The organism is Colwellia meonggei (assembly GCF_057537295.1).
Map to the genome: position 1 here is coordinate 614,336 of NZ_BAAJLZ010000001.1, position 14,324 is coordinate 628,659.

Annotated in this window: 8 protein-coding genes; 4 read left to right on the forward strand and 4 right to left on the reverse strand. The window is 38.4% G+C overall.

The annotated features are described in order from the left end of the window. Position 1: 1 nt before the first annotated feature. The 3 genes from AC27E9_RS02775 to rapA form a co-directional block, all read right to left on the reverse strand. Positions 2-1,021: a DUF3530 family protein gene (locus AC27E9_RS02775; RefSeq protein WP_487127041.1), complete on the reverse strand. Its 1,020-nt coding sequence runs from the start codon at positions 1,019-1,021 to the stop codon at positions 2-4. A gap of 84 nt (positions 1,022-1,105) precedes the next feature. Beyond that, positions 1,106-1,789: a bifunctional tRNA pseudouridine(32) synthase/23S rRNA pseudouridine(746) synthase RluA gene (gene rluA / locus AC27E9_RS02780; protein ID WP_487127043.1), complete on the reverse strand. Its 684-nt coding sequence runs from the start codon at positions 1,787-1,789 to the stop codon at positions 1,106-1,108. 26 nt (positions 1,790-1,815) lie between these two features. Beyond that, complete coding sequence (gene rapA / locus AC27E9_RS02785; protein ID WP_487127044.1) at positions 1,816-4,728, reverse strand: RNA polymerase-associated protein RapA; 2,913 nt, start codon at positions 4,726-4,728, stop codon at positions 1,816-1,818. 537 nt (positions 4,729-5,265) lie between these two features. Between rapA and AC27E9_RS02790 the strand changes: the two genes are divergently transcribed. Both AC27E9_RS02790 and AC27E9_RS02795 read left to right on the forward strand, forming a co-directional pair. Beyond that, positions 5,266-6,645: a PhoH family protein gene (locus AC27E9_RS02790; protein WP_487127046.1), complete on the forward strand. Its 1,380-nt coding sequence runs from the start codon at positions 5,266-5,268 to the stop codon at positions 6,643-6,645. Between the two features lie 189 nt (positions 6,646-6,834). Further along, the gene (locus tag AC27E9_RS02795; RefSeq protein ID WP_487127047.1) at positions 6,835-10,107 is read left to right on the forward strand and encodes an ATP-binding protein; all 3,273 of its coding nucleotides are present in this window, start codon (positions 6,835-6,837) and stop codon (positions 10,105-10,107) included. A gap of 50 nt (positions 10,108-10,157) precedes the next feature. Here AC27E9_RS02795 and AC27E9_RS02800 read toward each other — a convergent pair whose 3' ends face one another. Then, positions 10,158-11,111 (reverse strand): hypothetical protein, encoded by a 954-nt coding sequence (locus AC27E9_RS02800; protein WP_487127048.1) that lies wholly within the window; start codon positions 11,109-11,111, stop codon positions 10,158-10,160. A gap of 161 nt (positions 11,112-11,272) precedes the next feature. Between AC27E9_RS02800 and AC27E9_RS02805 the strand changes: the two genes are divergently transcribed. Then, positions 11,273-13,051, forward strand: coding sequence for an acyl-CoA dehydrogenase C-terminal domain-containing protein (locus tag AC27E9_RS02805; protein WP_487127049.1), 1,779 nt, complete (start codon positions 11,273-11,275; stop codon positions 13,049-13,051). A gap of 474 nt (positions 13,052-13,525) precedes the next feature. After that, complete coding sequence (locus AC27E9_RS02810; protein ID WP_487127050.1) at positions 13,526-14,254, forward strand: response regulator transcription factor; 729 nt, start codon at positions 13,526-13,528, stop codon at positions 14,252-14,254. The last annotated feature ends 70 nt before the right edge of the window (positions 14,255-14,324 follow it).

The following is a 14,324-nucleotide window of genomic DNA, read 5'->3' on the forward strand; positions in this document are numbered from 1 at the left end:
GTTACCAGCCGATAGACTTAAGCCAACCTAAAATGCTGCGGGTGAGTGAATATTTTGGATATTTTCCCGTTATTTGATTGTTGAGCTGCTTTTGTCGGTAGTAAACTTTTAATTCATTTTTAGCTCGATCTTTTCGGCTTTTAGCGTTGGCAATTACTAGGCGATGGTCGCGTTTTAGATACAAATCGAGTATAGGGTATTCCGATAAAGCTACTTGCTCGGCTAAAGTGGTATTTTCTTCGACTGTAGGCATGTAGCTACTCAGCATAATCATGGCACTTGTCGGTTCAATTAACTCTTTTTGTATCATATTCACCATAAAGGCAGCTTGTTTTCCTTCTGCAACAGTTAAAATCGCACCAGGATAGTTTTTTGCTTTTTTAACCACTTCGTTAATAACTGCGGCTAATTTGCTTTGATATGGTTCTAAGTTTTCGCGGTTTTCCTCAATACGTAGTTGTGCGGTTAAAGCTTGTGAAGGGTAGTTTTCAGGTTGATGTGGTGGGTGTATGGTTAACAGTGTCCAACCTTGTGCTGGCATATTCATACGTAATTGCTTTAAAGCGCTAGGACTAGCAGCACTTTGTTGCCAGTCTGGCACTAAAATCATTACGCCTTTATTAATTGCCGTTGTGTGCTGGTCAACTAACATTAGATACTCATCTGTACCGACTAAAATTGACTCAACCTGTTCATCAACTAAATAGTGTTTTATATCTTGTTGTTGCTGTTTAAATAAGTCAGCAGGCGCACTTATATTGCGTTTATTGGTCGCTTTGTCTGCCACTAACGCATCGTTATCGTCTTTACTTTCTGATGTATTAGCTTCGTTATCTTTGTCAGAGTTTTTCGTTGATTCATCTGTTAACGTTGTTTTAGCGGCTGTTTGCTCGTCGCTTGCTTTGGTTGGGCTTGGTGCTTCTTCTTGTTCGGCAGCAACAACCATATTGCTCGCCAAGCATAACCATATAGTGCAGGTTAAAGTTACTAGTGACACAGCTGAGCGGGAAAATGTAGGCAAATTAATATCCTTTGAAAATGAGTAAAATAGTGATTGCACTATGATAGTTATTTTATCGACATTAATTCTATATGCTTTAGTCGCTTATTCAAATGGGCAGGCTTTTGAAAAGGTTAACGCTTGTTGTGATACCGGATGGGTAATTGCTAGCATTTGTGCATGTAATTGCAAACGATTACTTACGGTAAGTGCTTTTTCATGGGCATATAAGCGATCACCTAAAATTGGGTGACCAATGGCCAACATGTGCACTCTAAGTTGATGTGAACGGCCTGTAATAGGTGTTAATTCAACTAATGTCGTTGTTTGACCGTCAATATCATCAGAATAATCGAGCACTTTATAATGAGTTAATGCTTTTTTACCATGTTCAAAATCAACTTTTTGTTTTGGTCTATTTGGCCAGTCGCAAATAAGCGGTTTTTCAACCGAGCCGGTTTGCTCGGCAACTTTACCGAAAACGCGGGCAATATAACGTTTTTTCGTTAAACGCTTTTCAAATTGACGGCTAATTTCCACATGAGCAGGTTTGTTTAGCGCCATTAAAATAATACCTGAAGTTGCCATATCTAATCGATGAACAACGGTTGCCGTTGGTAAAACTTTAATGACTCTATTCTGCAAACAGTCTTGATGCTCAGGTAGACGACCAGGTACGGTAAGCAAACCACTGGGTTTATTAAGCACCACAATATCATCGTCTTGGTAAATAATATCAAGGTAAGGAGACATTGGCGGTTGATAAATAAAATCAGGGTTTGCACTCATATTGCTATTTCCTTTTTGTTAGCCGCTTATTGGCTAACCACAATTAATCGAATCGCTTCAAATTTAATTTGTGCTTTTTCGATGTATTCCGCCAAAGCGGATTTTTGCATGGCGATAAAGTCAATTTCTTGCTGTCGAACACTTGGGTTTATCGCTTTTAATGCGGTTAAACGTTGATGTTCTTCATCCATTGCTGATTGCATTGAGCTTAACGCTTGCTGCTGAATATCTGTAACTTGCTTTTCAGCATGAGCTTCAGCTTTGGTTACTAGCGGTGAAACTTGGCTTTTAAGTGCTTTAACTAGTTGTAAGGCGACTTGTTTTTTAACAGGCGATAATTGTTGGTCTAACACCGCTTCACTGACTTTATCAGCTAAATCATTACCGTTTTTGTCAACCAAAATACGAATTGGTGTGATCGGTAAGTAGCGCCCCAATTGCAAGTTGCTAGGTGCAATGGCTTCTAAAGTAAATATGCACTCTATGAAGAAGGTACCTGCAGGCAGTGCAGGGTTCTTCAAAATACCTATACTGGCGTTGCCAATTTCGTCGGAGAGTACTAGATCCATAGCACCGCGTACCATTGGATGATCCCAAGTAATCAGCTGATAGTTCTCACAAGCCAGGGCGGTATGACGGTTGAAGGTGATTGTTGTACCATCTTCTGGTAAACATGGGAAGTTAGCTGAAAGCATATGTTCACTTGGATGTAAGGCAATCGAGTTATCTGCCTTGTCGTCTTGTTGAATACCAAACACATCTAAAATTTGAAACATAAATTGTGGCAAGTGAATTTGCTGATCTAGCTGCTCTATTTTTTCAACTAATTTATCCGCTTGACCTTGTCCAGAAGAGTGCAGTTCAAGCAGCTTATCACGACCTGTTTCTAAGTCTTGCTTAATAGTTAGGTGCTTTTCATGACTTTGTGTAATTAGGCGCTCGGCTTCTGCAGATTCCCAACTTGCACTTAGTGCTAATTCAAATAGTTGGTCACCAAATGATTGATAAACAGCGTGGCCGGTTATACAAGTATGTTCAAAGGCATTTAGGGCGTTTTTATACCATTTAAATAACAAGCTTTGTGGTGAATCTTCAAAGAAAGGTACGTGTAAACGAATGGTTTCTGATTGACCAATACGATCTAGGCGACCTATGCGTTGTTCAAGCAAATCAGGATTGCTTGGTAAATCGAATAATACTAAGTGATGAGCAAACTGGAAGTTTCGGCCTTCACTACCAATTTCTGAACATAATAATACTTGTGCGCTGTCTTCGTCTTGAGCGAAATAAGCGGCTGCTCTGTCACGTTCAAATATGCTTAACCCTTCATGGAATACCGCCGCACGAATACCTTCTTTAACACGTAGCGCCGTTTCTAAATCGATGGCTGTTTGTGCATGAGCACATATCACTAGTACTTTTTCTTTTTTAAGAGACTGCAGTAAATCAATTAAATAGTCGACACGTGGGTCAATATCATACCAATCTTCATGGCTGTCTAAAGAAAATAATGTTTCTGGCGTGAATAGCAATCTCGCTTGCTTGGTTGCTTTTAAGTCTTCTGCGGCGCCAGACAGTAATAGCTCATTAATCGACGCTTGGTAACCTTCAGGCATGGCAAGTGGTGCAGCATGTAATTCACGTTTAGGAAAGCCTTTAATGGTATTACGGCTATTTCGGAATAAAATACGGCCAGTGCCATGACGATCTAATAATTGCGATAAGATGTGCTGACGAGCATCATCTTGTCGTGCTTGATCTACTTGGTTGATATCCGCAATGTATTCACTAACATCTGCTTCTTTTAACAGTGTTGTTAATGTTGTTATTTGTTCTGTGGTTACCGCTTTTTTGGCAACTAAGGTATTTGCTGCGTCTGCAACTTCAGTATAGTGTGCTTCTTCTTCGGTAAATTTTTCATAGTCGAAAAAGCGATCTGGGTCGAGTAAACGTAAGCGAGCAAAGTGGCTTTCATGACCAAGTTGATCGGGGGTTGCAGTTAATAATAAGACGCCAGGAATGGTTTGGGCTAATTGCTCAACGCACTGATACTCAATACTTGCGTTATCTTGCTGCCAATTTAAATGGTGCGCTTCATCAACTACCATCAAGTCCCATTCTTCTTCAATTAAGGCTTCATACCAGTTTGGATTACGTGTGATAAAACCTAGGTTTACTAACACTAATTGTTCTGAGCTAAATGGATTTTCATATTCGCCATTATTTGATGTCTCTTCGCAGCGACTTTCATCAAAAATACTAAATTGTAAATTAAAGCGACGAAGCATTTCCACTAGCCATTGATGCATTAATGACTCTGGCACTATGATCAATACACGTTTAGCGCGGCCGGTAACTAGTTGCTGATGAATGATTAAACCAGCCTCTATTGTTTTACCTAAACCTACTTCGTCAGCTAATAGTACTCGTGGTGCGAAACGACTGCCAACCTCATCAGCGATATAAAGTTGATGTGGTATTAAACTAACGCGACCACCGCTGAGACCCATTAAATCAGATTGTTGTTGGCTAAACTGGTGATGTAAACAGTCTTTTCTCAAGCGGAACCAGTCAAGGCGGTCTACTTGGCCGTTTAATAGGCGGTCGTGAGGCTTATTGAATTTAATGAAGTGGTCAATCATCACTTCTTTAAGTGAGCATGCTTCTCCCGTGTCTTGACGCACACCATGATAAGTTAGCAAGTTGTGTGACTCTTCAAAAGATTCCACAGTAAGCAACCAGCCTTCATGACTTGGAATATTGTCACCGGCATTAAAAATTACGCGGGTTAGTGGGGCATTGTCTATAGCATATTGTCTAGCATCGCCAGTTGCAGTAAATACAATAGTGACAAAGCGACCTTCGACAGAGGTTACTGTCCCAAGCCCTTGATCCGACTCACTATCGCTAATCCAGCGTTGTCCAGGGTAAAATGACATAGAAAAACTCCCACTCAATAGCTTACGCTATAAATATACGACCAAAAAAAAGGGCGCTATAGTACCGTTAATCATAGAAGCGATCATCAAATAAATCTGAAAATAGTGACTTTTTTTGATTAAAAATATCTAAGGGTAGTTTTGAATAATTCGTTAAAGGAAATTAAGCACAATTTATTGAAGAGTTCTGATAACAAGGCAGTTAAGCTAAGACTAATATTACGCAGGACATGACTTATTACAATGTCATAAAAATCGTGCATTAAAAAGCACTTTTTTCAGCAATATAAAATTAAATTTTTTAGCTGAAAAGTCACTTGCTAGCGGCTTAATAAGCTGTCAAAGTGGCAATAAGTTTGCTGTTATCAGGAGTGAATACGCAAACTGCTTTAATGTAATGAGCTACAATTAAAGTGAGTAAAATTGTTTTGGTTAGATGAGTTATCAACTTTTAGTGGTTTCTGGCAGCATACGCTATGGCTATTAATTTAAGCTTAACAATGCTGTGGAGCCTTCAACTTGGTAAAGGACTTTCATATGACAGCAGAAAAAATAATTTACGTTTTAGACACCAATATTTTATTACACGAACCCTTCGCTTTCCTCTCTTTTAAAGAACATGATGTTGTCGTACCTATGACAGTGTTAGAAGAACTAGATTCGATAAAAGACCGCCGAAAAGATGTCAGCAGAGATGCCCGTGTTGCCATACGTGCATTGGAAGATACGCTAGCAAATGCATCACCTGAAGAAGTGCTTGCTGGTGTTAAGTTGCCGCAAACGCAAGAACAACACCCTAGTGGCTGCTTATCGATTTTTAATGATTACGCGTTAGATGAAGAGAAAGTAAAATTATCGTTTAACGAAAATGATAATCGTATTATTAGTACTGCTATTTATCTACAAACAGAAATGCCTAACAATAAAGTGGTGTTAGTCACTAAAGACATCAATATGCGTTTAAAAGCTAAGGGTGCTGGCTTAGCTTTTGTTGAAGATTACCGTACTGATCAATTAATTGATGACATTCAATTTTTAACTAAAGGTTATCATCAATTTGAGGGTGATTTTTGGCAGCATGTTGATGAGTGCGATAGCGAAACTGAAGGTCGTAATACTACGCATTATGTTAAACGTGAATTGTTACCAAGTCGTTATATGAATGAATACTTAATTGATGAAGGCGAACATTTTGCAGGCAAAGTAACTGGCTGGGATGATGAAAACCTTGCTATCACAGATTTAAGTCGTGAACGCTTAATGTCTAAACAAGCGTGGGGCATTCACCCGAAAAATATATACCAAGGTATGGCTATGGATGCCTTACTTGATCCAAACATTGATTTAGTCATCCTGACAGGCCCTGCGGGTTGTGGGAAAACATTATTAGCGTTGGCGAGCGCACTTGAACAAGTGATAGAACGAGGTCTATACGATAAAATTATTGTCACTCGCAGTACGCCAGAAATTGCCGAGTCGATTGGCTTTTTACCAGGTACAGAAGAAGAGAAAATGGCGCCGTGGCTAGCGGCAATTACCGACTCCTTGGAAGTATTACATAAGCAAGATGAAAATATGCATGGCAGCCTTAACTACATTATGGATAAAGCCAATATTCAGTTTAAGTCAGTTAACTTCATGCGCGGACGTAGTATTCAAAATGCCTTGGTGTTACTGGATGAGTGTCAGAACTTAACGGCATCGCAATTGAAAACCATTATTACCCGCTGTGGTGAAGGAACTAAGCTTGTTTGTTCAGGGAACTTAGCACAAATTGATAGTAATTATCTTACCGCGGTGACTTCTGGGTTAACCTACATTGTTGAACGGTTCAAGGATTTTCCAGGTAGCAGCACCATTAACCTTAATGGTGTGGTTCGCAGTCGACTCGCCTCTTTCGCAGAAGAAAATTTATAGTCTTATATCCAGCGATGATATTAACCGTGTACATAAGTTAATATCATCGCTATTATTTCACAGCGAACTAACATACTTATTTCACTATTAAGTCAAAAATATAAGCAGCAGTTTAGTAGCGAGCGTGCTTCAACCAACGCCGTTTTTTGCTGATAAATTTATAATAAATAGCATTGGCAAGGCGCAACTGTGTTTACTCAAGGTTCTAAAGAGCAATTATTTCAACGATATAATAAATCAGTGGTTACAGTGTTTACTGTTTTGATGTTACTTATCTTTATTGCAACCTTTTATCGCTTTTATGATGCCCGTCAACTTCACCTTGATAGTCGCTTAACAGCACTTAATGAACAAAGTAATCAGCTTAATAGTCGCTTAATACGGACGGTCGAAACTTTAACGGGCATTCGAGATTTAGCACAGTATTACTTACAACATCCTGATGAATTACCAAGTAAACTGCCGTCATTACGCCAAGACGGTAAGTATTTTTATCTTAAGAAAACACGTCAAACTTTGGCCAGTCAAACTCGGGTAATGACGGGGAACATTACCGGTATTGGTCGGATTGCTACATTTAATCCATCGTTAAAAAATGAATTAATCATGGCGAATGCCTTAACTCCGGCATTTGTTACCGGGCAGGAGTCGATAAAAGAAGCGAATTGGTTGTATTACATTTCGATGCGTCGCTTTATTAATTTATATCCTTGGGTACCGCGCAGTATCTGGCAATATAGTGATCAAAGTTTAACAAATAGTTTAATGTTAAAAATTCAGGCCTCGAATCATAGAAATGATAAATTCTGGTCAAGACCTTATGTCGATTCAGCTGGCAAAGGCCTTAATACAGCATTAGGCATGGGAGTTTATTTAAATAACCAAATGACCGGAGCAGTGTTAATTGATATTAATACTGCGGGCTTGTATGACTACTTACCCGAAGTAACTACAGAAAATCACGGCTATATTATTGTTGATAAACATAGCCACGTTTTGCTACATAAAAAGAGTGACAATTTAACATTAAGTACTCGCACGACCTTTAGTGATGCTGCGCCGGAACGTTTAAGCCAATTGAGTTATCAGTCTTTAATGGATGTTAATGTAAGTGCTGAAATAGGTGATTGGCTGGTACAAAAGAAAACTTTGCCTATTAACGGTTGGATATTACTTGAGTATCAAAAGAAAGCTGAATTTTATAGCGCAATAAACCAACGCTTTATTGCTATATTTGCGGCGCTTTTTGTTGGTTTATTGTCGTTGTTAGTGATTGTTTACTATGTTACTCACCGCACATTTATAGCGCCATCAAAGCAATTTATAAATCATATTGAAAACTGCTCGGCTGGTGACCCTGGGAAAATCAAGCCCTCAGCAGAGTGGCGTCATTGGTTTAAAATAGTAGAGGATTTATTTGGTGAAAACCGTAGTTTATTGCAGCGCTTAAAAGATCAAAATAACGAACTAGATTTGAGGGTAAAAGAAAAAACTCAGGCATTGGTTGATAAAAGTGAGCAGCATCAACGCGACTTTGCCTTGCTACGCTCAGTAATGGATGCAATTCCCGACTACATTATTTTTAGTGATCATCACGGTTGTTTAATTGGTTGTAACCAGAGTGTTGAAAAGCTTTTTTTACAGCAAGAAGTAGATGTTTTAGGTTGTGAAATTCATGAGTTTATTAGTAGTGTTTTAGGTGTGAAGGTCGCTAACACCTTAAATGCAAATAAGCCTGGGGAAGTTGAAATTGTTTCAACAGCCAGTAAAACCTATGAGGTCTATAAAGCGCCTTTTTATGGAGAGGGAAATACGGCTTTAGGTAATATCATTTTAATTCGTGATGTTAGCCAGCAGTTTGAAGTCAACCAAGCATTAACAAGAGCAAAAAACCAAGCGGAAGAAGCGAATAAAATAAAGAGCCAGTTTTTGGCTAATATGAGCCATGAAATTCGTACACCAATCAACGCAATTCAGGGCATGCATTTTCTTTTGCAGCAAAGTGCCGTTAATAAAGTTCAAGAGCAATATTTGCTTAATGCGCAAACGGCATCGAACAGTTTATTATTTTTGGTTGATGAACTGTTAGATTCAGCGAAAGTTGAGTCGGGAAATATGTCGATTTATTTGGAGCCAGTTGAACTGGACAATATTATCGCGCAAGCGCTTAATTTAAATATTTCAGCGATAGCGAATAAAAATTTACAAATGAATATTGCAATTGCTAGTCAAGTTCCGTTGCTGTTTACCACTGATAATATGCGGCTAGTGCAAGTGCTAAGTAACTTGCTAAATAATGCCATCAAATTTACTGACCAAGGACAGATTGACTTGTCGGTAACTATAGCTCCAAAACAGAATAATAGTGCGAACAATCACCATGTAATGTTGTTATTTCAGGTAAAAGATACCGGAATTGGTATCGAACCATCTAAACAAGCAGGTTTATTTGAAGCGTTTAAACAGGCTGATGAATCAATGACACGCGTTTATGGTGGTACCGGCTTAGGTTTATCAATTTGTCAGCATATTGCGCAATTGCTTGGTGGAAAAATTTCTATAAAAAGTGAACTTGGGCATGGTGCAGAGTTTACGCTTGCCATACCTGCCGAACATAAAACTAATGAAAATGTTGCATTCGAAAGTTTAATGTCGCTTCAACAGCAATTATCAGGTTATTCAATCTTGAATTTAGGTGTTGATATACCAGAATATTTAGCGAAAAATTTCGCTGATATCGAGCAAAATATTACTCCGATATCTGAAATCAATGAATTGGTTTTGGTTGCTAGTGACACTGGTACTAAAAATATTTTACTACTTGATAATGTAAAAAACCGACAAGAATTGAGCTTAGATGAAATCGATTTTATTCAACAACACATTGACCTAATTGCGATTTGTCAGCCCGTTGAAAATATTGTTTCAACGCAGTTAATTGCACAATTTGGTCAGCACGGCATTCATTACATCATGCTAGAAATGCCACTTTATCGTTATGCAATTATTAAACTTGCTAATGAAGTACAACAATTACCGTTACATAAGGATACTAAAGAGCTAGAAAGTAACAAGCCAATAATGGAAAGAAGCTTCAATAACATGCGAATTTTACTGGTTGAAGATAACTTAGTTAATCAGTTAGTGGCAATAAAATTACTTGAATCTATGGATGTAAAGGTTGTGGTTGCACAAAATGGCCAAGAAGCTTTAGATTTATTGGCTAGTGAAGAAATTGACTTAGTATTAATGGATATACAAATGCCAGTAATGGATGGTTTAACGGCTACTAAGCATATTCGTGCACAACAACAATTTAAAAACTTACCAATATTGGCCATGACTGCTCATGCTCGCGATGAAGACAAGCAGCAATGTTTAGCAGCAGGAATGAATTTACATATGGCGAAGCCTATTACCTTGAATGTATTAAAAGATAATATTTTGTCTGTGCTGAATTAACCAAATATACAAGACTTAGCAATAAAGATTTATCTAAGCAGAGTAAAGCTCTACATATTAGATTGCGCGAAAAAGGGCTCTGCATAATAACGACCATTTCGAATGGCAAACTCTGACTCCGGTGAAATCTGACCCATAAGTGTCATCGCCGGCCCTGTGGGCTCAGCTAATACATAAGTTAAGCCATCAACATTAATTGTTAGCTCATCCCCTTGTGCTGGAATATTTACTGCTAATAAAGCATGATTATCAATAAAAACTAGCATCATTTTTATGCGTGGCATTAGCGATCTAAAAATTGCAGCCGTTAATGTTACTTTGCTGTCACAATCACCTTGATTCTCCCATAAAGTTCTAAGTGGTGGGTTGAACCCAGCTCCTGTTGATGTTGTTCTCGACTCAAGCGTTGCATAGGGAATACTTTGCACAAAACCGAGCACATAGTTGCTAACCTTTCGCACATTTTGGATGGAAACTTCATCAAGAATTAGTGTTTTTAACGGCTTAAAGTCCATCACTGATTCGTTTGCAATACGGGCATGATCGGGCTTTATCGCTAAGCTGCTATCATAAGCTCTAAATTGATGATAAAAATTATCAGTTAAATAGGTTTGTAATAGTTCATTTTCAAGCTTTTCTATGGTTTGATAAGTTTGATTAAGTGCTTGCTGATCTTGGCTTTTTATTTCGATATGCATCTCGTCGCCTCCACCAGAAAAGGAAACATGAACATTAGGCGTATTTTGCTGGCTGAGTGCTTTTTTAAGGCCTTGGTTAATATAACGTTTAGCAAGGCTAGCCTTGTAGGCTTTAAAATTTCTAAAACGATCAAACAACACCGTTTTATCGACAGTAAAACTAATTGATTGTGTTACTTTTGCTTGATCTTGCCATTGATAGTTAAATTGGACCCTATCGTCTATTGCGCTCTTACTAAAATTAAGCTGCTTAGCAGTCACAGTAGTATGAAATAATAAAATGAAAATGGCACATGTTGTTCGCATGTTCACAACAATCCTCAAAGCTATAGGTGTTCTCTTTTAAAGCTTACTTGAAAATTTATCTGCAAGCTAATTTCTCGTAACTACTTTACTTTTACTGTGTTTGATATATATTCAAACAACTGTTTTAATTATTTGTTTCAATCGTGTGTTTGGAGAAGACAATGGCTGACTATCAAGTGCCTTTAAGAGATATGAATTTTTTACTTTATGATGTATTTAAGGCCGATCAACTTTGGCAGTCATTGCCTACCTTGGCGGAACGAGTCGATAAAGAAACCGCAGAAGCAATTCTTCAAGAGTGTGCGAAAATAGCTGAACAAGAAATTGCGCCACTTTCACGAAATGGTGACGAGGTTGGCGTTAATTTTGATAATGGTAAAGTTACTACTGCCCCTGGTTATAAACAAGCATTTGATACCTATGTTGAAGGTGGTTGGACTGCATTAGGTGGCGAGCCGGCATTTGGTGGCATGGGAATGCCAAAAATGTTAACTGCCTTTCACGAGGAAATGTTATGTTCAGCGGATATTTCCTTTTCACTGTACCCAGGTTTAACCGCTGGCGCGGGCTTATCTTTAGCTAAGCACGGTAGTGATGAACTCAAAGAGCGTTATCTTACTCGTATGTATACTGGCGAGTGGAGTGCAACTATGTGTTTAACCGAAGCACATGCCGGTACTGACTTGGGTATGATAAGAACCAAAGCTATTCCACAAGATGATGATAGTTACCTTATTACCGGAACAAAAATTTTTATTACCGCTGGCGAACATGACCTCACTGACAATATTGTCCATTTGGTATTAGCTAAGTTGCCTGATGCACCAGCAGGGCCAAGAGGTATTTCATTATTTTTAGTGCCTAAATTTCATGTTAATGAAGATGAATCACTTGGGGATCGCAACCAAGTGAGCTGTGGTTCTATTGAGCATAAAATGGGTATTCATGCCTCGGCGACTTGTGTGATGAACTTTGACGGCGCCAAAGGCTATTTAGTGGGTGAATTAAATAAAGGCCTTGCCTGTATGTTCACTATGATGAACTTCGAACGAATTGGTGTTGGTATTCAAGGTATTGGCGCGGCAGTGCGCTCATACCAAAATGCCTTAGAATACGCGAAAGATAGAACTCAGGGCCGCTCACTAAGTGGTGTTCAATCACCAGATAAAGAAGCTGATTCATTGATGGTGCATGGTGATGTTCGCCGTATGCTATTAAATATGAAGGCAATGAATGAAGGCTCGCGTGCTTTATCTACTTATATTGCCATGCAACTTGATATTGCTACCTACGGAGATGGCGAAGCGCAACAAAAAGCTGAACAATTAGTTGCGCTAATGACACCTATCGCTAAAGCATTTTTTACCGATCTAGGCTTTGAAAGTGCTGTTGCAGGGCAACAAGTTTTCGGTGGTCATGGTTATGTCCGTGAATGGGGTCAAGAGCAGCTTGTACGCGACACGCGTATTGCGCAAATTTACGAAGGCACTAATGGCGTACAAGCAATGGACTTATTAGCGCGTAAGGTGGCAGGTAGTAAAGGACAATTGGTAAAAGTTTTTGTTGAAGAAGTTCAGCAGTATATTGCAAAGAATACTTCGGAGCAGATGACAGAGTTTTTACAGCCTTTGGCAAAGGCAACAACAGAATTAGCTCAGTTAAGTCAGGACATATTAACATTAGCGCAAGATAACCCTGAAGAGCTTGGTTGTGCGGCAAATGATTATTTACATGTATTTGGTTACACCGCCATGGCCTTTGTATGGGCAAAAATGGCAGAAGTTTCTTTTATGCAAGATCAGGCAAGTGAGTTCCACCAAAGTAAATTACATACTGCTCGTTACTTTTACGCACGAATTTTACCGCGTTGTCAGTCACTAACAGTTTCAGCAACAGCTGGAAGTGACGCAATGTTTGATATGCCAGAGGATTTATTTTAACCGTATTGAGTGCTTTTTCAACGAACAAGCCAATTCAATGATTTGAATTGGCTTTTTTGTGCAAAAAATAAGGTGATATTCTTTTTAAAAAGGTAAAATTATCAAGACATTTTGAACGCTGAAGTAAATGTTTGTTAGATAATTAACCATTTATATTCCCAGTATATTGATAACGTTTAAAGCATCTTACTTGCCTATTCGTTAACAGGTGTTAGTTAAGTCATATTAGTAATGAAATTTTATAAACTTTAGTCAGTGATAAGTTATTTGTGCTAGCGAAAACACCTTTATGGCTTCTCAATTTGTTTTTTGGTCATCTTTGTCAAAAGTATTTGCTGCATTCTTGCTCACCAACCGCTGTATGTATGGCGATTACATAATGTTACTAGGTTAGTAACATTATCATACCTTATTGACAGGATAAGACATTTATAATTTGCAAATCGGACTTGCCAATTTTTTGTGGAATAGATTATGTTTGGTTTGAAAAAAGAAATACCTATGGATAGCAGTATGAAAAAAATATTGCTAATTGAAGACGACCGTATGGTATCGAATTTAATTAAATCGTTTTTAGAAAAGTCCAATTTTATCGTTCATCAAGTATTTCGAGGCGACTTAGCTCGCGAAGCTATTAGTCAATATAAGCCGGATCTGGTTATTTTAGATATTGGTTTGCCAAAACTCGACGGCTTTCATGTTTGCCACGAGCTTCGCGAAGTTTATGACGATCCTATTATTGTCTTAACCGCACGTGAAACCGACGAAGAGCAAATTAGTGCTTTTAAATTGGGTGCTGATGACTTTATTACTAAGCCGGTATCTCCTAATGTTTTAAAGGTTAGGCTTGATGCTATGTTACGTCGCAAACCTGCTAAAGAAGAGCGTCCATTACATGCATTTAGAGTAGGAAACATTGCTTTGTACCCACAGGCTAACAAGTGTGAAATTGATGAAAAAACCATACGTTTAAGTTCTTTTGAATTTCAGCTACTAGCCTTACTTTTACGTAATGTTGGTCGTGTGATGACACGTGATGCTATTTATAATGTGTTATTAAATCGCGAATACAATGGTGTTGAGCGTACTGTTGATGTGCGTATTTCCAAGCTACGCGATAAGCTTATTAACGAAGGTATGAAGTGTGCGCGTATTGAAACGGTATGGGGCAAGGGTTATATTTTAAATGAAACTGCAGGATAACAATTAGCTTTCAGTTCTAAAGTTAAAACTCATAAAAAAGACCAACTTATTTGGTCTTTTTTTGTTTTAG